17 protein-coding genes are annotated in these 22,135 nt (G+C 40.0%); 5 read left to right on the forward strand and 12 right to left on the reverse strand.

Annotated features, from left to right (window positions below):
• Window positions 1–621, reverse strand: a 621-nt coding sequence (locus tag H5163_RS05730; RefSeq protein ID WP_182734640.1) for a transposase, incomplete at its 3' end; no start/stop codon positions are given.
• Between the two features lie 483 nt (window positions 622–1,104).
• Between H5163_RS05730 and H5163_RS05735 the strand changes: the two genes are divergently transcribed.
• Both H5163_RS05735 and H5163_RS21500 read left to right on the forward strand, forming a co-directional pair.
• Window positions 1,105–3,273: a PKD domain-containing protein gene (locus tag H5163_RS05735; RefSeq protein WP_182734641.1), complete on the forward strand. Its 2,169-nt coding sequence runs from the start codon at window positions 1,105–1,107 to the stop codon at window positions 3,271–3,273.
• A gap of 249 nt (window positions 3,274–3,522) precedes the next feature.
• Window positions 3,523–3,759 carry a transposase gene (locus tag H5163_RS21500; protein ID WP_404936307.1) on the forward strand — a complete coding sequence of 79 codons (237 nt, stop codon included), beginning with the start codon at window positions 3,523–3,525 and terminating at the stop codon, window positions 3,757–3,759.
• A 244-nt stretch (window positions 3,760–4,003) separates the two neighbouring features.
• Here H5163_RS21500 and H5163_RS05745 read toward each other — a convergent pair whose 3' ends face one another.
• The 8 genes from H5163_RS05745 to H5163_RS05780 all read right to left on the reverse strand — a co-directional run bounded on the left by H5163_RS05745 (window position 4,004) and on the right by H5163_RS05780 (window position 12,885).
• Window positions 4,004–4,462 carry a GNAT family N-acetyltransferase gene (locus H5163_RS05745; protein WP_182734643.1) on the reverse strand — a complete coding sequence of 153 codons (459 nt, stop codon included), beginning with the start codon at window positions 4,460–4,462 and terminating at the stop codon, window positions 4,004–4,006.
• A 133-nt stretch (window positions 4,463–4,595) separates the two neighbouring features.
• Window positions 4,596–5,918, reverse strand: coding sequence for a hypothetical protein (locus H5163_RS05750; RefSeq protein WP_182734644.1), 1,323 nt, complete (start codon window positions 5,916–5,918; stop codon window positions 4,596–4,598).
• A 59-nt stretch (window positions 5,919–5,977) separates the two neighbouring features.
• Window positions 5,978–6,481: an ATP-binding protein gene (locus tag H5163_RS05755; RefSeq protein WP_259399788.1), complete on the reverse strand. Its 504-nt coding sequence runs from the start codon at window positions 6,479–6,481 to the stop codon at window positions 5,978–5,980.
• Window positions 6,482–6,483: 2 nt separating this feature from the next.
• The gene (locus tag H5163_RS05760) at window positions 6,484–6,912 is read right to left on the reverse strand and encodes an ASCH domain-containing protein (RefSeq protein ID WP_182734646.1); all 429 of its coding nucleotides are present in this window, start codon (window positions 6,910–6,912) and stop codon (window positions 6,484–6,486) included.
• Between the two features lie 591 nt (window positions 6,913–7,503).
• Window positions 7,504–10,395, reverse strand: a complete 2,892-nt coding sequence (gene gcvP / locus H5163_RS05765) for an aminomethyl-transferring glycine dehydrogenase (protein ID WP_182734647.1) — start codon at window positions 10,393–10,395, stop codon at window positions 7,504–7,506.
• Window positions 10,396–10,570: 175 nt separating this feature from the next.
• Complete coding sequence (gene gcvH, locus H5163_RS05770) at window positions 10,571–10,960, reverse strand: glycine cleavage system protein GcvH (protein ID WP_145241859.1); 390 nt, start codon at window positions 10,958–10,960, stop codon at window positions 10,571–10,573.
• A 55-nt stretch (window positions 10,961–11,015) separates the two neighbouring features.
• The gene (gene gcvT, locus H5163_RS05775; RefSeq protein WP_145241861.1) at window positions 11,016–12,098 is read right to left on the reverse strand and encodes a glycine cleavage system aminomethyltransferase GcvT; all 1,083 of its coding nucleotides are present in this window, start codon (window positions 12,096–12,098) and stop codon (window positions 11,016–11,018) included.
• Between the two features lie 187 nt (window positions 12,099–12,285).
• Complete coding sequence (locus tag H5163_RS05780) at window positions 12,286–12,885, reverse strand: hypothetical protein (protein WP_182734648.1); 600 nt, start codon at window positions 12,883–12,885, stop codon at window positions 12,286–12,288.
• Window positions 12,886–13,011: 126 nt separating this feature from the next.
• Between H5163_RS05780 and H5163_RS05785 the strand changes: the two genes are divergently transcribed.
• The 3 genes from H5163_RS05785 (at window position 13,012) to H5163_RS05795 (ending at window position 17,109) form a co-directional block, all read left to right on the forward strand.
• On the forward strand, window positions 13,012–13,857 hold the full coding sequence (locus tag H5163_RS05785) for a LysR family transcriptional regulator (RefSeq protein WP_145241866.1): 846 nt from the start codon (window positions 13,012–13,014) through the stop codon (window positions 13,855–13,857).
• Window positions 13,858–14,063: 206 nt separating this feature from the next.
• The gene (locus tag H5163_RS05790) at window positions 14,064–16,214 is read left to right on the forward strand and encodes a TonB-dependent receptor domain-containing protein (protein WP_182734649.1); all 2,151 of its coding nucleotides are present in this window, start codon (window positions 14,064–14,066) and stop codon (window positions 16,212–16,214) included.
• A 433-nt stretch (window positions 16,215–16,647) separates the two neighbouring features.
• Window positions 16,648–17,109: a hypothetical protein gene (locus tag H5163_RS05795; protein ID WP_182731452.1), complete on the forward strand. Its 462-nt coding sequence runs from the start codon at window positions 16,648–16,650 to the stop codon at window positions 17,107–17,109.
• 100 nt (window positions 17,110–17,209) lie between these two features.
• Here H5163_RS05795 and nagP read toward each other — a convergent pair whose 3' ends face one another.
• From nagP to H5163_RS05810, 3 genes are all read right to left on the reverse strand, one after another.
• The gene (gene nagP, locus H5163_RS05800) at window positions 17,210–18,511 is read right to left on the reverse strand and encodes an N-acetylglucosamine MFS transporter NagP (protein ID WP_145241873.1); all 1,302 of its coding nucleotides are present in this window, start codon (window positions 18,509–18,511) and stop codon (window positions 17,210–17,212) included.
• 208 nt (window positions 18,512–18,719) lie between these two features.
• Window positions 18,720–21,263: a family 20 glycosylhydrolase gene (locus H5163_RS05805; protein WP_182734650.1), complete on the reverse strand. Its 2,544-nt coding sequence runs from the start codon at window positions 21,261–21,263 to the stop codon at window positions 18,720–18,722.
• Window positions 21,256–22,134: an ROK family protein gene (locus tag H5163_RS05810; RefSeq protein ID WP_145241877.1), complete on the reverse strand. Its 879-nt coding sequence runs from the start codon at window positions 22,132–22,134 to the stop codon at window positions 21,256–21,258. Before H5163_RS05810 ends, H5163_RS05805 begins: the two co-directional genes overlap by 8 nt.
• Window position 22,135: the final 1 nt, after the last annotated feature.

Here is a 22,135-nt window from a genome sequence, read left to right on the forward strand (position 1 = left end):
GTTTTCAATAAAGTCCTCACAACCCAAAACCGACAATAACTTTTTAGCACTATAAAAAGCGCTTATTTCTTTATTATTTTCAAATTCAACAAACTGTTTATAAGCAGCATATTTACGCTTTTTGCCTTGCAGCGAAAATATAAAATCTCGAACGAGCCATTTGGGCGTCGCTACCCTTTTAATGAAAGCTGAATAGCTAGACCATTTATACTTAGCAAGGTCTTTTACCAACGGTGTGTTCGTTTCAATTGGGTTACGGTGAATGTACCGACTAACATGCAATAAGTAGTTATCTGCATCCACAAGCACCGCTTTGTAGCGCCCTCTAAACAGCGCACCATCTGTGTTATGTGTTCGATTAAAGTATTGAGTATAAAGGCCATTAATATGCTTCATGGCTCGGCCTAAATTTGCATCTGGGGTTTTGATTAGCAGGTGGTAATGATTGGTCATTAAACAATATGAATGCACTTCAATATTAAAGCGAAGGCTTGCTTGCTCAATGCAATGTAAAAAATACTCAAAGTCGTTATCACTTAAAAAGGTATTTTCGCACCCTCTTCCACGATTCATTACATGATAAAACGCATTTTCATACTCTATTCGCAGCGGTCTAGACATAGTAATTCACTCAATGAGTAGTAAACTATAAATCTAGTCCTTTGATGTCTGAAGTCAAGATTTGACCCCTTTAACCCTCTTAAATCTAGACCTTCGATGTCTGAAGTCAAGATTTGACCCCTTTAACCCTCCTCAATGAGTAGTAAACTATAAATCTAGTCCTTTGATGTCTGAAGTCAAGATTTGACCCCTTTAACCCTCTTAAATCTAGACCTTCGATGTCTGAAGTCAAGATTTGACCCCTTTAACCCTCTTGTGACATTATTCTTCAACTAATGGGTCAATTAACCTTAGCTTTGGATAATAAATAGGCTACCCCAAACCTCAGGTTACTTACACTCTACAGTCTATAATTTAGCCAAATAAATTGAAAAAATAGCGTATTTGTTCTAGAGTGTAAACTTAATGGTAAAAAACCAAAATAAACTCATATAACATTGATTTATATTGTTTTTTACTCACCCAATTGACTAAGGATAGCCAATGACTTTTTTTCAATCACTTTTATTGCCGACAAATCTCATCCAATTAAATCTTATTCGATTTAAACAATTCATCTCTATATTTATTACTTTATTTCTTGTTGCGTGTGGTGGCGGCAGCTCTGACTCTTCTTCGATTAAACAGCCGCCAATTGAAGAACAGCTAAACCCTGTTACTGAAGTGCCAACGAATCCAATATTACATGCGTTTTTTCGTGATCACGATAGTTCTATTGGCAAACTATCTGGCATCGTAACAATTGTCGCCCCTGAAGTTATTGATAGTGACCCCGCTAAAGTTGAGTCTGTGTGGGTTTATTGGGTAGATGAGCAAGGAAATAAACAGGGCGATGCTTGGTTAAAAACTATGAACAAAGCGGTTTATCACCTTGATATTCCAAAGGATACAAGTATACCTGCAAATACTAATGCGCTATTGCTTTTGCCGGTAAACACCATTGGACAGGCCACGAAAGGTACCCTTATTCCCTTTCATGATTTCATAGGTAATGCTGAATTATCGGGGCCTGGGGGGAATAAAATTCACACTTGGGATTATGGCGTAGGTCGCAAGAAAATTTCAATTCAGCGCACAGAAGAGCAAGGTGGATTATGTATCTTTGATAATGGTTTAGTCAGCATTACTCATATGAATAATACTAAGGATGAAGCTGGGGAGAGTAATAATAGCAATAAGTTCCCTAACGACGTTAATGAGAATGCTTTCCCTCCTTATTCATTTTTATGTGATACGCAGCCGACACATTCCGAAGATATGATTTCTGATGAGACTGGGGTCTGGACATATTCAACGCTTAATGACGCCATGTTTTACGGCACATTCGTTTACAATAGCTTTGTTAAATACCTTGGGGAGCCGCCACTGGAAGACAAAATTAGAATCCGTGTTCACTATGGTCAACAATATGAACAAGGCGCCTTTTGGGATGGTGCATATGCCAACTTTGGTGATGCGTATCCGTTATTTTACTCTATGGCTTCACTTGACATCATTGCGCACGAAGTGGGGCATGGGGTTTTAAATAGAGTGTCTGATTTAAATCAATTCGATCATGAAATTAGTACTGATGCTCGTACCTTGCACGAAGCCTTTGGCGATATATCAGGTGTAATGGCAAAATACGAGTTTACGGGACATTCAGATAATTGGATTCACGGCCAAGAGAATGGCGGTTTTATTCGTCATCTCGATCAGATAAAAACTGAAAATGGCGCCATTGATAGTTTTCTTGATTATGAAGAGGCTGGTGATAATGTCTATTTACGCATTGGTATGATCACCTATCCATTTTATTTACTATCAAATAAATGGGGGATAGAGCCTACCTATAAAGTATATTTAAATTCAGCCAAGGTCTGTTGGAGTGCGTTGACCACACTAACTGAAGCTGCAGAATGTATTAAACAACAAGCTGGTGTTGCTGGCTTATCTGAAGAAGACGTCGTTGAAGCTTTTAAGGTGGTAAAAATAAAACTTTATGACCAAGGAGTGCTCAGCCATTTTAATGCAGATAAAATTAAATTAAGCACTCAGTTTACCGATGATAGCCGCTCAACGAGTCAAGTTGTTCAATGGTTATGGGATTTTGGCGATGGTCAAACTTCAACAGAAGCCAGCCCTAAGCATATTTTCGCAGAATCAGGAAGTTACCTAGTTAAGTTGACAGTAACTGATCAATCCGATGATCAGGATACCTTTGAACGGCTTATTCAGGTAACAAATCAGTATTGCTCAATAAACTCAGCTAGCGTCGATAAGCACATCACTCATGTTTCTATTGGTGGCAACGACATTAATTATAACTCAACAGCATGGGACTATACCCAAATGCCGATAGAGCTGATAAATCCCAGTAATACTATCATCAACATTCAAGGAGATACTGAAGTAACAGAGCAATCTACCTCATGGAAAGTCTGGATTGATCTCAACGATAATGGAATTTATGGCGATGAGGTTAATGAGCTTGTCGTCGATAAATTTGTCGAAAAGGGGCAACCTTATGGCCTTAATACTACACTCGATTTATCAACGCTGCCAAATAGTAGTCAGGCTAAATTTATGAGAATTATTGGTGACTATGCCGTTTTTGGCCCTTGTTCTTCGAGTATAGGGGAAGCGCTAGATTTAAGTGTGAGTTGGCAGTAAATTCGGTTAATACATCTTATTGAAGAGAGCTATTTATACTAGAGCGTGCTGAACTTTGCGGTATAAAAAACAAACAGCAAAAAATACGGTGTAATTGAATTCGCTAAAAAACGTTACACCGAATCCTTACGCCAAGATAAATGTTAACAAAGGCGACATGGAATATCTTATCAAAAGTAATGTGCTTAAGTGGTCGAATTTATAATAAGACTGAGCATAGAAGAACGCTCAAAGGCATACTGTATAAGTATGCGCACAGGTATCCCATGGCTAGATCTGCTTTCTTATCTTGGTACATGGAGTACTATCTATAGGCGGTTTAACTTATGGTCCAAAAAAGATATTTTGAGTAAGGTCAATGGGGAAAATCCTAAGGGATCCTCTTGGCTTGCCTTAGTTACTAGGTGCGTAGTCATATTTAAAGTGAATTTAAAAACACTTGGTTTTTTGAATAAAAAGAGAAAGAAAACACAGCTGCCTGCTTAACCGGAACTTTCTAATGGGTGACCCCTTTAGTTTTCTTTATCCAAACCAAGATGCATATTCACATAAATCGACGTCATTACTGGATGCATAGCCATATTTAAATTGAATTTAAAAAGTAATAGCAGTTGGTCTTTTGAATAAAAAGATCAAGAAAACACACCTGCCTGCTTGACCTGAACTTTCTAATGGGTGACACCTTCTTTTCTGAAGAACAATTTTCATGCGAGGAAGGTCTGCCAACTGATTAAATTAATGACTTTGTTTCATTGAATAGATATTCAACTTTATTTGGTACATACAGCCCATTAACCGTCGAAGTCATTCTATAGCCAAAAAATTTGAAAATCCGTTCAAACTCAGCAAATTTACATTCACTAACAGTTAGGTGTGGCTTGTCAGTTTCAAGCCATGACATAGCTTCTATGAAGATCTTCACTCCTAACCCTCTCCCTGAGTATTCAGGAGCAACACGCACAGTACATACCTTTTTCTCATCTCGAGTCTTCTTGGCGATACCGACAGCAACCACTTTACCTTCTCTACGGTGTATAAATAATTTTCTGGTTCCAGACGTCAAACCTGGAACAACACGGTCTTCGTACCAACTTTGGAGATCTGGATAGCTATTAGATATAGGTAATAAAAACTCTAAAGCATCTATTTCATCAGGGCTATATTTAAAAAACTCTTTTTTATTTAACATGTGACTTTCCAGTTTTTACAAAGTAGGTTTTACCCAAGCCGTCCGACCATATTTGGAACTATTCCAAAAAAATCTAACTATTTTCGATATACTAACATTAATATGAGAAACTCAAAAGGATTCTCACTTTTAATCAAGACTCACCGCCAAAGAATGAGTAAACCAAACTTGCCAATAGACTACCAACTCCACCAAGTACAATAACCCACAAAAAATAAAATGCAATTTTCTTGCTTTGGCTTAATCTGATGCGTAGCTTCACAAAAGCTAAAAAATCTTCTATTGGCTTATCTAATTTGGCAACACTTTTCCAATGATATACAACCATTCCAGTTTCAATCGTTTTTCTTATATCTTCGGGACCGTTTTCTAAATATTTTTTCCAAGGGTTAGGCTCTAAATAACGAGATTTGTGAAAACTAGTTCCTGAAATTTTTATATCTGCTCCTGGTGTTGTAGCAAGAAGAAAATCAATTCGATTAACAGGAATGATGTCACGGCCTTGTAAATGTTCAATCTCTTCTTGGACGCTTTGTGGTAATAAACGAGTCTCGTTAATTCTAAAATCTATATACTCTGTAACCTCAAAGCCGCTAACAAAATACTTATCTTTTGGTAAGTCTTTTCTAATAAAGATATCTTTTTTGTCTTTAGAATCGAGAATTACTCTGAGCCTAAAGTAAGCTTTCCCATCGCCATTTTTATCAGGTAGCGCTTTTTCTATAGCTTCTGATTTTATAGATATAATAACACCATCATCTCCAGCAGCACTTCGAAAACCAAACTCTTCTCCATTATTAATATCATTTTTTAGGAAACTACGGAGTGAACAGAAGTACTTATCTCCTTTTAATAACTTATAATGATCTTTAGTTCCATACTGCTGTGAACTTAGGTTTTCATTAAATATTGCTGTTGAGATTTCATTATGCTTTAACAAGCTAGTAATATCTAAAATTTCGTTTTCTTTTAACTTAATTGGTAAATAGAGGCACAACTCCTCTACCGCCTCAATTTTTGGGAGCATTAAACCAATATCGAGTACATCTGATTTTTCAGAATCAACTGAAAAATGCCAATAATTAATATGAAGCGAAATCCCTTTTGTTGCTTCATTCAACGCACTTCTGCTGGGATGTTTTGCTCTTTCTACAGCTTTGTCTTTGAGTTTACATTGATATTCTTCACCAAGAGATTTACCTACTGAATAGTTAAGTATTTTCTGTATATGCTTGCCTAATATGTCACTCTCTAAGTCGATATTTTTTAAGTCTAAACTGTTACTAGCGGCATAGTCTGCAACCTCAAAAAGTTTTTCACTTATTATTTCTTTCGTTGATTGTGCTATTTGAGCTTTATTTGGCTCTATTACATCCTTCCCCCCTCTAACCTTACACCAAAGTGCTATGCTTTTAGCTTCGATTTCCTTTACTTTTTTTCGTCTAAGATTGAGCAATTTAATATACCATCCTGTAAAATACCTTTAACTATAACGATCTAAAAAGTAAGCTTCATTTAATTTAATAAAGAGATAAACTGACTAAACTCCAGCACTGTATCTTGTTTGGAAGGCTGAAGAATAACTAAAGGTAAATCCAGCTCCTTTGAAATATAATTGCAATACTCTAACTGTTCTTCAAGTGACTTAATTACTTGACTCTGAGTTTCAACATTGCGTTTTCTCAACTCATCAATTTCTCTTCTATGTATAATGGTATTTGCTTCTTCATAAATAAATACTATCGCACGTAAGTGCAATTTACGTATAGCAGCAATTGGAACTTTTTTATTTTTAATAAACAGGTGACCATCAATAAGAAAGATTTCATAAGTTGATTCTGCCACTATTTTATTTATTTCTTCAATCAGATTTAATTGATTACTATTAAAATCGGTTTCATTACATCTTTTTTGAACGCTGCTAGCAACTATATGTAAGGTTCTAGAGTTACTAGAACTAACTTTCTTACAAAATGTAGTTTTGCCAACCCCTGATAGACCAGCAACTAGAATTATCATACTCAAAATAAATAACCTTTTAAAAATTCGTACTCAACTTGTTTAAGGTACCGCCATGAAACGGGTGGAAAGAAATTACAGTTCTTCCTCAAGTCACATAAGCTTATGTGCTCAGAGCTTTTTGGATCACTAATACTAAGTGCAACTCCAAACTTTTTATGATTAAAATAATCAAAAAACTCTAACTTTGTCGCGCCAGTCCGAACTCCAAGCCTACTCCACAAACTTTCAACTTCCCCTACTTCTACTGACTTAATTTTTAATGTGCCAATAATAGCAGAGACCGGAGATGATGCGTAAATAACAGCTGTAAAATTTGTTTGTAACTCTTTAGAAAAACTTTTCCTCAACTCTATATCTTTTTTCCCTGAAAGTATTTCTTTAACCCATTTAGGTTTGATACTTATAACGATTATATTGCTTTTATTCATTAACTACACCCGAATTTTCACAAACACTAATTCAACTCACTAGCATTCTTTAATTATTCTTATACAACGAATAATCCCGCTCCAAGGAGCGAGGTAACGATTAATCACTCGAATATCATAAGCTGATTAGAATCATGTAGTTTCATATATTTGGCATCACTACCCTGATTCTTAAAATAATTTCTAATTACTGATTCGTCACCATCTGTAGTGCAATTTTTTCGAGCTAAAGCCAAACCTACAATCACACGCGCCTACAATTATACCTTTTATTCCTGTGTTAAACCATTCGTGGCTGAAGCCATCTCCTACAACAATATTTAACCTCTGTGCAGCGAAGCGCCTCTGTGATCTCTGTGGTGAAGTTCTTTTTCTCGCTTTTTTCTCCCTAAAGAGCGACCTACAAACAATACATATTTATGTACTTTGGAGCTGGTAATGATATTGGAGAATCGTTAGGTGTCGTTGCACTCAACCCAACGTTCATATAATTTATGGCTTATCACCACGCACAAAAAAGCCGCTACATTGCTGCAACGGCTTTTAAAATTTTATAAATTCCCAATCTTTAATTGGAAATTTTAAAAATCATTAATCGCGGTATGTCTCTACCGCTGGGCATGAACACACTAGGTTACGGTCGCCGTATACGTCATCGATGCGCGTTACTGTAGGCCAGAATTTGTTTTTAGCCACTGCTGGTACTGGGAACGCAGCGTAGAAGCGGTCGTATGCTCTGTCCCACTCGTTACCAAGTACGTCGCCTTGTGTATGCGGTGCAAACACAAGCGGGTTGTTTTCGATAGACCATTCGCCAGAGATCACTTTGTCGATTTCGCCTTTGATTGACACCATAGCTTCGATGAAGCGGTCGATCTCAACTTTAGACTCAGACTCAGTAGGCTCAATCATCAAGGTGCCCGCTACAGGGAACGACATAGTTGGTGAATGGAAGCCGTAATCTTGTAAGCGCTTAGCCACGTCCATTTCAGTGATGCCTGAAAGCTCTTTAAGTGGGCGTAAGTCAACAATACATTCGTGAGCAACACGGTTGTTGCGACCACGGTATAAAATTGGGAAGTGCGCGCTTAACTCGTGAGTTAGGTAATTTGCACTTACAATTGCCATTTCAGTGGCTTGTTTAAGGCCTTCGCTACCCATCATGGTGATGTAAGCCCATGAGATAGGTAAAATAGCTGCTGAGCCGTATGGCGCTGCTGATACTGCTCCGTTGCCGATACTCGTACCAGGTACGTTAATTACGCTGTGGTTAGGCATAAATGGCGCTAGGTGTGATTTAACACCGATTGGGCCAACACCTGGGCCACCGCCGCCATGTGGGATACAGAACGTTTTATGCAAGTTTAAGTGCGATACGTCTGAACCGATAAAGCCTGGGCTTGTTACACCTACTTGTGCATTCATGTTCGCGCCGTCCATGTAAACTTGGCCGCCGTGTTGATGAATGATGTCACAAATTTCACGAATTGTTTCTTCGTATACACCGTGCGTAGACGGGTATGTGATCATGATACACGATAGGTTTTCTGCGACTTCTTCAGCTTTCGCTTTAAGGTCTGCCATATCTACATTACCGTTTTTGTCACAATCAACAACTACAATTTTCATGCTCGCCATTTGTGCAGACGCTGGGTTAGTACCGTGCGCTGAACTTGGGATCAAACAAATATTACGGTGCGCATCGCCACGAGACTCGTGGTATTTACGAATCGCGATTAAGCCTGCGTATTCACCTTGTGCGCCAGAGTTTGGCTGTAATGAAACGGCGTCGTAACCGGTGATGTTAACTAACCAATCATGTAGTTCGCCCATCATGATTTGGTAACCTTCTGCTTGGTCTAGCGGGCAGAATGGGTGAAGATTAGCAAACTCAGGCCAAGTGATTGGGATCATCTCTGCGGTCGCGTTTAGTTTCATAGTACATGAACCTAACGAGATCATTGAGTGGTTAAGTGCTAAATCTTTGTTTTCAAGACGTTTGATATAACGCAGCATTTCAGTTTCGCTGTGATACGAATTGAAGTTAGGGTGCGTTAAGATTTCATCATCGCGTTCAAGGTTTGCAGGGATTGAATCGCTACCGTTTGCTTCGATGTCTGCTGCGATTGCATCAACACTTAAGCCGTGGTCTTCGCCAAGAATGATATCGAACAACTGTGCTACGTCTGCGCGCGTTGTGGTCTCAGATACTGAGATTGAGTATTCGCCATCATGGTTAGTAGCAAAGTTTACGCCGTTTGCTACAGCACGTGCTGTTACGTCTTCTTTGTTATCGCTAACAACTGTTAGGGTATCAAACCAGGTGCTGTGCTTAAGGTTTACACCTTTAGCTTTAAGGCCTGCGGCTAAAATATCAGCAAAGCGATGAATACGCTGTGCAATAGTTTTTAAGCCTTGTGGGCCATGGTACACCGCATAAAACGCAGCCATGTTAGCTAGCAATACTTGCGCTGTACAAATGTTTGAGTTGGCTTTGTCGCGGCGAATGTGTTGCTCGCGGGTTTGCATTGCCATACGTAGTGCATCGTTACCCAAACGGTCTTTAGACACACCAATGATACGACCTGGTAATGAACGTTTGTATGCATCACGTGTTGCGAAAAATGCAGCGTGAGGACCGCCGTAACCCATTGGTACACCAAAACGCTGGGCAGAACCAAGTACTACGTCTGCGCCAAGTTTACCTGGTGCTTTTAATAATAATAAGCTCATGATGTCAGCAGCAACACAGGCAATCGCTTTTTTGCTTTGTACGCCAGCGATTAAATCTGTGATATCGACTACTTCACCTGATGTTGATGGGTATTGAAATAACGCACCAAAAATTTCGTGATTTACAGCGTCAGCAGCAGGACCTACAACAACTTCAAAACCAAATTGGTCGGCACGGGTTGCCACAACGTCAATAGTTTGTGTGTGTACGTCATCAGCGATGAAGAAGATGTTGGCTTTTTTAGCTTTAGATACACGCTTTGCAAGGCCCATGGCCTCGGCAGCCGCAGTTGATTCATCAAGTAATGATGCACTTGCTAAATCAAGACCGGTAAGGTCTAAGGTCATAGTTTGGAAATTAAGTAATGACTCTAAACGCCCCTGAGCAATCTCTGGTTGGTATGGAGTGTACGCTGTATACCAGCCTGGGTTCTCAAGCACGTTACGTAAAATCACGTGTGGTACATGAGTTGGGTGGTAGCCTTGACCGATGTAAGATTTAAACACTTTATTTTTGCTTGCTACTGATTTTAAGTAGCTTAGTGTTTCAACTTCAGTGCGGCTTTCGCCCACTGTTAGGCCTTGCTCTAAGCGGATGCTTGCAGGTACAGTTTGACCGATCAGCTCTTCAACACTCGATACTCCAAGAGCACTTAGCATATCGCTTACTTGTGCTGGGCTTGGCCCAATATGGCGGCGAATAAAATCTTGCGTTTGCTCTAATTGTTCAAGAGATTTGGCGTTTGACATTTGTCCAGATTCCTATGATCCAAAAAATAAATGGTTATTACTAATGGGTGACCAGTAATAACTTAAAAGCTTTTGATTTAATAACTTACAGTGTATGGAAAGTAAGCAGTAAAATCATAAAAGCCCCAATTATGTTAGGTATAATGGGGCTTTTAGTACGGCGATAAACTAATTGTTAGTCTTCGTCGATGGTGTTTGCATAGCCTTCAGCGTCAAGCAAGTTTTCTAGCTCAGACTCGTCAGATGCTTTAATGCGGAATAACCAACCGTCGCCGTAAGCGTCGTTGTTAACTGTTTCAGGTGCATCTTCAAGGTCTTCGTTGATTGCAACGATTTCACCGCTGATTGGTGCATAGATGTCTGATGCCGCTTTTACTGACTCTGCTACTGCACAGTCTTCGCCTGCATCTACTTCATCGCCTACTTCTGGTAATTCAACAAATACCATGTCGCCAAGTAGTTCTTGTGCGTGCTCAGAAATACCTACAGTGAAAGTACCGTCACCTTCGTTGCGAACCCACTCGTGTGAAGAGGCATACTTTAACTCGCTAGGGATATTGCTCATTTTATTCATCCTTTGGTTTATATTGGGTGATAACACCAAATCTTTTAATTGATACTTAAAGTACAGACTTACCGTTACGTACAAAGCTTGGTTTAACTACTTTTACGTTAACTAATTTTTTACGCATTTCTACTTGAGCAGTTTCGCCAGTTGAACGTGGTACACGTGCAAGGGCAACACTAAAACCAAGTGTAGGTGAGAAAGTACCAGAGGTAATGACCCCTTCGCCACCATCAACAATTACTTTAGAACCACTACGCAATACGCCTTTTTCTTCCAGTACTAGGCCAACAAGTTTATCAGTGCTTTTGTCAGCGCGTTGCTGTACTAGTACGTCACGACCGATAAAGTCACGATCTTCAGGTTCCCATGCAATGGTCCACGCCATGTTAGCAGCAAGTGGTGATACGCTCTCGTCCATATCTAGGCCGTAAAGGTTCATACCCGCTTCTAAACGTAGTGTGTCACGTGCGCCAAGGCCCGCAGGCGCAACACCAGCATCTAGCAGTTGTTGCCAAAGATCCGCAGCTTGCTCGTTCGGTACAACAATTTCGTAACCGTCTTCGCCAGTATAGCCTGTTGTAGCAATAAATAAATCACCAGTTTGCACACCAAAAAACGGCTTCATATCTGCAACAGCTGCTTGTTGATCAGCCGTTAAGATAGTAGCAGTTTTTGCTTTAGCATTAGGGCCTTGTACTGCAATCATGGCAAACTCTGGGCGCTCTGTTACTGCAACGGCAAAATCAGCTGAAACTTTAGCCATGTGCGCTAAATCTTTTTCACGAGTTGCAGAATTAACCACTAAGCGATAATCAGTATTTGAGAAGAAGTAAATGATAAGGTCATCAATTACGCCACCTTGCTCATTCAGCATGCCAGTGTAAAGCGCTTTACCAGGAACGGTTAATTTAGCAACATCGTTAGCGACTAGTTTACGAAGGAATGCTTGTGCTTGCTCGCCTTTGACATCAACAATAGTCATGTGTGAAACGTCAAACATGCCTGCATCGGTGCGCACTGCGTTGTGCTCTTCGATTTGCGAACCATAGTTGATTGGCATTTCCCAGCCATGAAAATCAACCATTTTTGCTTTTGATTCTAGGTGCTTTGCATGTAAAACTGTTTTAGAAGTCATAATATTCCTTCACTTTATAATTAACCCAAGATTGGGCGTGGCCTCAATTTAATGAGGGGGAATAACATGGGCGGCGATTATACATAAGTTGTAATGCACCTAACACCCAAATTGCGATTTGTTCTTACAAATAAATTACAAAAAGCTGGCAACTAAAAAATACGCTAGCCAGCTTATCTATTTATGTTCAAGCAACGTCTGGTAGTGACATATCAAAACCGCGTTGCTGTAAATATGTTTGCCATTTAGTCAGCTCTGGCGCTTTGGCCACCAGCTGAAAATACTGTATTGATTGTTTATCAATAGCGGTAATAAATACCTCACCACTTTGCGTACCATAACAGCTGTTGGTGTCTGACAAGCGTAGTCCAGGGGTGAGTTTAAATGCTTCGACTAAGGCGTCAAATGCTTGCTCACCAGATAAAGTTAAGGTCGCTAAATCAGTGCGTGTAACAAACTCAATATCGTAGCGCAGTTGCTGTTCACTGATCAGTGCTTGTAATTGAGCCGCTGCATCTGTGAGCAACACGAATCTAAACGCTGTTGCACTAAAGTAATATAACGCAAAGCTATAATTGCTATTTAGGTCGCCATCTAAGGTGCCTTTCACACCTAAACCACTGGCGGTTAGTTTGTTTAAATCTAACCCTAATATAGTGGTTAAAAACGGGATTGCTTCAGTACCGCTAAAATCGATCACTACGATGTTTGTATTGACCTGTAGCGTATTGCTATCAGCTGCTTCAATCTGGCTATGACGAGCAAACATTATCGGACTAAAAGTCATTATCGACACCTATCAATCTTTAATGGCAAAAGTATATTGTGCAAGTCTAGCAACAACAAATTGTAATTATTAATCAATTGATAAATAATACTTATCAATCTACCCCCATAAATTGTAATTTTTAATATGAAAAATATCTCAACAGACAGCTTACGCACGTTAGTTACTGTGGTTGAAGTAGCAGGTTTTGCTAAAGCAGGTGATTTACTTGGCTTATCGCAACCCGCTGTAAGTTTACAAATAAAGCGGTTAGAAGAAATGCTCGGCCATAAGCTATTTAAAAAACAAGGTCAGCGCCAAGTGCTCAATCAATACGGTGAACTGCTGCTGCCGATGGCAAAGCAAATGCTGCTGCAAAACGACACCATTTTGCAATTATTTACTAAAGAGAATGTGACTGGTAAGGTGCGTTTGGGAATACCCAGCGAATTTGCAGCTCGGATCTTACCCGCTATTATCGGTGACTTTGTGGCACTTTACCCTGAAGTGTCGTTAGAGGTTAAATCGCGTTTAAGTAAGCATTTATTGTCGGTTTCACGAGAAGACCAGTTTGATTTAGTACTGGCGTTAAATGAAGATTTAAACTCTGAAAAATTCCCTGTTTTTATGCAAGACCAACTGGTCTGGGTTGGTGATTTATCAATAGCACAAAATGACGTTGTTACGCTTGTGACTGCACCGGAAGGTTGTATTTATCGACGCCGCGCCATCGAGGCATTGCAACTTGCGGGTATTAAGTACCGCATAAGTTATAGTAACGCTGATTTAACAGGCCTTACTGCGGCTTTAAAAGAAGGATTAGGAATCACCGTTTTGGCTAGAAGCACAGTACCTAATGAACTTAATTATGAGTTAAACACCGCTATTTTACCGAGCCTAGGTAAAATAGGTATTAGCTTAACAAAGCATGCAGAACAAGCCGAGCATGCGGTAGATAAACTTGCCGAGTTTATTGCATTACGCTTGACCTAATAGCTAACATAAATCCGCCTTTAGTTACCTTTTGATAATTTAAATTAACGCAATTAATATAGTAATACAATATTAATAAAGGTGGATTTTCATTTTTGTATTCAAAAATTTACTTAACGATCGAGATTGTTACAAATAGGATTGATTCGTATTATTTTACATGTTTAAATTGCGCCAGTTTAAATTAGACATATACAGGATCAACAATGACCCCTAAGTTTATTGTTTCAACACTTTCGATGGCTGTTGCTTTATCACTAAGCGCTAATGCTGTTGCAAAGGATGCAACAAATAAAGAAAAGAACTTTGAGCAAATTACCGTAATTGGCTCGCAAGCTGCTATTAACGATATTCCGGGCTCTGCTACATTTATCTCAGACGAACAATTACAAAAATTCGAATTTACCGATATTTCTCGTGTTTTAGCATCTGTACCAGGTGTTTACGTGCAAGAAGAAGATGGTTATGGCCTGCGCCCTAACATTGGTATGCGCGGAACAGGCACTGGCCGTAACGATAAAATATCTGTAATGGAAGATGGCGTTCTCGTAGCACCCGCTCCTTACTCAGCGCCATCGGCTTACTACTTCCCTACTATGGGCCGTATGGAGTCTATTGAAGTATTAAAAGGCGCAGCCTCTGTTAAGTATGGCCCACGCACTACCGGTGGTGTTTTAAACTTACTTTCGCGCAGCTTACCGACCGAAGGTTCAACGGGTTTAGTAAACGCCGAACTCGGTAGCGATGGTTTTTATAAGGGCCATGCTTACTTCGGTAAAGAAAAAAACAACGCAGCCGGCCTTATTGAAGTTTTCAGCTATGGCGCAGATGGCTTTAAAGAATTACCTGTAGGTAGCGACAACACAGGCTTTGAAAAGAACGACGTTCTACTTAAATTTGGTTATAAGTTTGGTGAAAACAACGCGCATAACCTAGAGATGAAAATTAAGTACTCTGATGAACAATCTGATGAAACTTACATGGGTTTAACAGAAGAAGATTATAAAGCGTCACCAAACCGTCGTTATGCCGCATCACAAAAAGACCAAATGAACACGCAACATAATGCATACCAATTAAATTATGCTTATCGTTTTGGTGATGGTTATGAGTTATTAGCGACAGCTTACCTCAATGATTTTCATCGTAATTGGTACAAAGCGAGCAAAGTAAGTGAAAGCTATTTAGCACAGTACAGTGAATTTGAAGCGGCACCAACAGCTGAAGGTATTGAAGGCATTGGTATTAAAGCAAATAACCGCGACTACCAAGCCAAAGGAGTGCAATCAGAGTTGCACATTCCTGCGGGCGATCACTATGTGACTGTTGGCGTGCGCTACCACGAAGACGAAATGGATCGTTTTCAGTGGGAAGACAAATACACACTTAATCAAGATTTAAGTATGACCTTAACGTCTCAGGGCGTTCCGGGTTCTGACAGCAATCGTGTAGATAGTGCAAAAGCAACAACGTTATTCATTCAAGACCAGTGGTCAATCGATGCATTAGTGATTAATGCAGGCCTTCGTTATGAAGACATCACAATTACCCGCGTAGAGTGGTCAAAGTCTGATCCTAAACGTGAAAATGGCTTAACTAAAGACGTTTCAAACGATACACAAATCTTTGTGCCATCACTGGGGGCAACTTACACTGTGAGCGACAGCCTAACGCTACTTGCAGGTATTCAGCAAGGTTACGCACCTGCTGCACCAGGTAATGCTGACCAAGAAGAAGAGGAAAGCGTAAACATTGAGTTTGGTGGCCGCTATAACGTTGCTGGTTTTAATGGTGAAATCATTGCATTCTTCTCTGATTACAGCAATATGCATGGAAATTGTACTGCATCTGTAGGCTGTAGTGATGAGAACATTGGCGACCAATACAACTACGGCGAAGTAGAAGTATCGGGCTTTGAGTTCTCTGCAGGTCGTATTTTCGAAACTAATAGCGCAACATTCCCTGTACGCTTAACTTACACTTATACGGATTCACAGTTTAAAAATGATTTTGCATCAGATATCTGGGGGCAAGTAAATAAAGGTGATGCAATGCCTTACGTTCCAGAGAATCAAATCGCTCTTTCATTTGGTGCCGTGCTTTCAAGCTTTGCATTTGATACGCAGGTGCGTTATGTATCTGACGCACATGCTGATTTAAGTGCTGACGGCCTGAATGCAATCGACAGCCGTGTTGTGTGGGATTTAGCCGCTAAATATTTAATTGATGACAATCAAAAAGTATATCTAACGGTTGATAACTTGTTTGATAACACTTACATCGCTAACCGCGCAAACGGTGGTATTCAACCAGGTAAACCACGCACAATCCAAATGGGTTACAGCTACGCGTTTTAGGCTAAAGGCTAAAGGCTAAAGGCTAAAGGCTAAAATTATAAAAGTCGTGTTTGTTAAATCAAGCACGGCTTTTTGCTTTGTATTCATTACAGTTCAATTAATACTAGTATTCACACATCAATTTAATTTCAAAATCTAATAGCAAACAACTACCAACTACCAGAAATGGGACGATAAATGGCAGCCTGGTAGGCATGCAATTAAAATAAAAGAAAATAAAAAACGTGCTAATGAATACAGAAAAGCTTATGAAAAGGCTGTAAAGCACAGAGAAGTAAAAAATAAATATCAAAACCAAAGAGAAAAAGAAAAGTCGCAATGTAAAGGTTCTGGTAGAGGAATTGCAAAAGTAATAACAGGCATCGTCTGTAGAATAAAATAACTATATTTTCATGAGCTGCATATTGCAGCTCATTTTCTAGGAGTAGATTTGATGGAAACTGAATTAGACCTTGAGGCTTTATGGGATGAATGCATCACCATGCCCGACGCTTCACCTGACGTAAAGTATGCCAAACAAGACTTTTTTAATCGTACGGAGCAACAGATATTCGTAACGTTTGATATGAGTGTTATTGAGAGCGCCAGTGAGCTAAGGAAAATCACTCCACCACTTTTTAATCTTTATTTTCCACACTTTCAAAATTATATTTTAAAATGTAAACACAATGCTATGGAGGCGAATGATATAGCAAGCTGTTACATTCGTCTTTTAGTAGAGAAGCTGCAGCAAGGAATAGTGAGTAATAAAGAGATTATTGAGAAAGCAGTGCTTGTTAATAAACACTTTAGAGAAAACCTCTGCTTTTACAACGACTGTCCAGAAGTATATGGCGACTTGAAGCTTAAATTAGATGAAGTCGATAAGTTGTTGGCTCAGTATGAAATTAAATAAACACTGATTAAAAAAGAAAAAGCGCGATGTGTTATAAATCGCACTTTTGCTCACTTACAAACTTTCTTAACGAGCTAACTTTACTCTCGCCAACTTTAATCTACTTCCAACTTCTCATTTTATGGCCTTTAAGCGCATAGAATAAGATGAATAAGTAACTTGGGATCATCAAGGCGTAAGCACCTTGCGCACCTAAGCCTGCTACGTTACCTAAACCAATCAGTAATGGGCCTAATGCACCACCTGCAATACCCATAATAAGTAAACCGGATGCAGTGCCAGTTAAACGACCTAAGCCAGTTAATGCTAACGGCCATATTGCCGGCCACACCATGGCATTGGCAAAACCAAGTAGGGCAATACATAACAATGGATCTGGCAGCTCAGGGCCACCAAATGGTACTAATAATATGTTAGCAAGAATAAATGAGTCGTTACTTCCCATTATTACTGCAAGTACAGTTACAATACCTGCAAGCCCAGACATAACGAGCGCATTTTGCTGCGACATAAAACGGGGAATAAGTGCAATACCAATGGCATAACCAACCAACATGCACGCCATGGTGTATGAGGTCATCACTGAGTAATCGGCAATCCCAATCTGTAATGCGTAAGAGCCAATGGTATCTGCGGCAATCACTTCAACAGCAACATATAAGGCAATACCAATTACACCCAGCACTAGGTGAGGATGTTTTAGTGCTTCTTTTACTTCGCCTTTACCATTACCTTCAGACTCTTCAAAAACCAAATCAGGTAGCGATGAAAATTTAGCAAATGCTGCAAACGCAAAGATCAAACCTGCAATTGCCATATAAGGTAAAATAAGACTATTCGCCATCGCATCTTTTTGCTGTTGTGATAATTGCTCACCATCAGCGACTACACCGCTGACAACAACGGCAGCAAAAATAACAGGCACGATAACCCCAGCAAATTTATTCAGTAAGCCCATAATACATACACGAACTGCCGCTGATTTTTCAGATCCCATTTTAACAACATACGGATTTACCGCTGTTTGTAGGATTGTTTGCCCAACACCTATCATTAGCTGTGCGAATAAAAATATTTCAATCATCTGCATTTTAGCGGCAGGAATATACATCAAGGCTGACGCGGCCATTACTGCACAGCCAATTGCCATACCATTTTTGTAACCTACACGCTTAATAAGCATTGCAGATGGGATGCCAGCGACTGTTACGGCAATATAAAATGAGGAAATAATAAACGAGGCTTGCAGTGGCGATAACACCAACATTTGCTGTAAAAACGGTGTAATAGCGCCATTTAGCCAAGTTATACAACCTAGAATGAAAAACATTGAGCCTGCCAATGTCATTGGTAGCCAAATACTATGTTTAGTGTTTGCTTCACACTCGACAGTTGCTTCCATAAATTTATCTCAACAGTTTATTTTAATTAATTATTTTAGCATTACGCCGTGAAAGCTCTATAAACCAAGGCGCTGCAATCCTAAAATCATTTTTATTACATTAAATTAATCATACACCAACAAAAATGACAGCGCTATCATTTTTAAAAAGCAAAAAATCGACCCTGTTTGTTATAAGGCTTTATAATAAGCAACGCTTAAAAGGCTTTTATTTCACCGCCAATGATCGCCCTTTACGGATACCTCTTTGAGAAAGCGTACGAACTTGCTTTACATTAGTGGCTTTATTTTCATCATCATAAATGAGCCAATTGCCAAGACTATTTTGATATTCGATGACAATCCCCGGATACAAAGTAAATGCATCTAAGCCTTCACTTTGTTGTTGTGCAGCTACGCTAGGTAAACGATAAAAGCGCCCTGCTTGCTCTAGCTTTGCAAATTCTTTAAAGCCAACTAACGCCGCAAAACGCTGCCAATCAGCTGCTTTTTGTTGCTTAAGCGTTGTATTAAAATGGCCTGTATTTTGATCATACTTAGCGCCTTGCCCGTTATAATCTAATTCCCATGGCGCTTTATGCCAAGCTCGCTCTGCAAGCGCTAATAACCGCGGATATAACATGTACTCAGCTTGCCTGTCACTGCGAATGAGCTCTGACCATAAATGCCCTTGCAAACCAATAAAAGGTTTTGTGCGCATCGTTTTACGATCATCAGCACTGTAATGATGATTGTTTACCGAACGCCAAATTTCAGCATGCGCAGGCAAATTATCCGGCATAAACTCAAACACTTTTTTACTGTCAATCGCGCGACTCGCCCAGTGATTCCCCGGCTCTTGCGGATGCGACTGATATGGGAAGTCAAAATAAGTTACATCCGGGCTTGATAACACCACATCCCAGCCTTGGTTAGCATGACGATGCGCAACCTTATGCCCACCATCGCTCAGCGTTGCCCACGCATTTGACTGCACATTTGCTGGCATGCTCTTTAGCGTAACGTCGTTCATACCGTCGCTCCATCCGGCCACTTTAAAGCCTTTTTTAGCGACCATGGCACTGACTTTTTCAATAAAATAGCCATTAAATGAATGCAGCGCCGGTTGTTGGTTTTGCAAACGCCGACAGCTTGGAGAGTCAACCCACGCACCAGCCGTCTCATCGGCGCCAATATGGTAAGTTTTAAGAGGCACACCGGCTTGCACATGTAATGCGTTTACTTCATCGAGCACTTTATCGATAAATTGATAAGTCGATTCTAAACAAACATTTAAGGTGTTATCTTGATAATGCTGGATTGAACTGTACTGAGTTTTATCAGCGGGTTCGACTAAACGATACTGAAGCGCCTGTTCGCTTTTGCCTTGGCCTATTAAACGGTTAAACCTTGCCTCCATTGCAACAATTGCCGCGCGCGAATGCCCTGGCATATCAAGTGATGGGATCACTTCAATAAAGTGCGCTTGAGCATATTTTAATATTTCAATATAGTCATTCTGGCTGTAGTAACCATTTACCGCTGATTGACTATCAAGTCCTGCGCCTAGCTGTGGTAACAAACAACGCTGTTCGGTTAAATCTAAGCAACGCTTGGCACCGACTTCCGTAAGCTCTGGTAAGTCGTTAATAGCCAATCGCCAGCCTTCATCATCCGCTAAATGTAAGTGTAATTTATTAAGCTTATAGGCGGCCATTTGCTCTATGGTATTTAAAATAAATGTTTTTGAACGAAAATTGCGTGCTACATCAATGTGCATGCCTCTAAATTCATAACGCGGCGCATCAGTAATATTAAGTGCTGGGATAGTTAAATTATCAAGGCTGACTAACCCTGCGATGCTCTGCAACGCATAAAATACCCCTGCAGAACTCGTTGCGCTAATCGTTATTTGCTCATGTTGAATTTTTAACGTGTAAGCCTCTGGGTTATCAGCTGCTAAATCTAAATTGAGCGTGGTTTTAATCCCTTGGCTATGCTGCTTAATACCAAAACGTGCTAAGCGTGCTATTGCCGCTGTAAGTTGTACTTGATCAATATCATTCGCTAGCTGTAGATTTAGGCCTTGGCTTAAATCTACAGCCTCACCTGATAATAAAGTTAAAGCGACCGGCTTTGGGATCAAACTCAGCGGTGGCGTATTTAATATAGGCCGAGACTCACTTTCATATAAATACTCCGCATCCATCCATGGTGTCGCATCGTCGTTACTCGTTTGTAGTTGTTCATAGGTTAAAAATGGTGCTAAATATGGTTGTAACTCTAGCTTAGTGTCAGGATCAATCGCGGTTTTAGTACTGTTAATAACCCGGCTTGTTAAACCCGCACTTGCCAATATGTAATTAGGCATAAACTCAGCGCGAGTAATTTGCGATTCTTGACTATAAAACTCTATACTTATCGGCGTATTTTCTTTAAATCCGGCAAATGCCGAGGTGGGCTTTATTTGGTGTAAATCGCCATTGATATGCTTAATGGTAAACTGCGACGAGTCAGTGCTATAAATTGGCATTAGCTGACTAAAATAAATTGACCACTGTTGACTGTTTGCATCAAAAGGTGTGCTGAACGTCAAACGCGATAAGTAACACTGCTTTTGATGAGGTGCAGGGCAAGTATCGGGCTTTGCCGAAAGTAACTCATATTTTACCGATAACTGCTGCGCGAGGGTATCTAACTCAGTCTGCGATGGTGCTTTAGCAAAAACTGCAGCCGAACATATGGCAAGCACCAATAATATAATTCTACGCATAGCTAGCTCCCAACGATTGCTCATAAGCCATGTCGTTTATAAATAACGCATGGCTGCCAAATAATGGAGCATCGTCGCCAAGCTCACTAATACGAATATCTAACGACTGCAAAATAACTGGGTTAACTAACTTAGCTAACTGAATATGCAAACTAGGTAAAAAGCACGCTGATGATTGTGCAACAGAGCCACCTAGTACAATAACGTCAGGGTCAAACGCGAGTATCACATGGTTTATTGCATGAGCGAGATGCTTGCCAAACTCATCAAATAAACGTTGTGCGTGTGCGTCATTTGCCAATGCCTCTTGGTAAGCTTGCTTGCCCGTTGTACCTTGATTAATAAAAAACTGCCCAGAGGTAAAGTGCTCAATAATCCCTTGTAAATAACTAAAACTGCCAAACTCTCCTGCGGCTGAGTGCTTACCCGTATATAATCGACCATTAAGCACCAGCCCGGCGCCAAGTCCAGTGCCTAGGCAAATGCCAATTAAATTCGTATCTGATTTAAAATTACCTTGAGTAAATTCTCCCATAGCAAAACAATTTGCATCATTATGCACCCGTACGGGCAGTTTAAAATGTGTGCTTAATAGCTGCTTTAACTGCACATTTTTCCAATTGGGGATATTAACCGTTTCGATCACTTCGCCAGTTTCCATCAGCACCATGCTAGGTACACCTACGACGATACCAATGCAAGTATTATCAACCACTTGCTTGATGATTCGACATAAAAAGTCGTTTGTTTGCTGCTTACTTGCTGAGCCGTCCACATCAAAATAGCGTTTTTCTATTACACCTGTTGCGGTTACTTTTGCGACCAGCGCTTTGGTGCCACCAAGGTCAACACATAATAAAGTTTGTGACATT

Source organism: Pseudoalteromonas sp. SG44-8, assembly GCF_014164125.1.
In the GTDB taxonomy this organism is placed as follows: Bacteria; Pseudomonadota; Gammaproteobacteria; order Enterobacterales; family Alteromonadaceae; genus Pseudoalteromonas; species Pseudoalteromonas rhizosphaerae.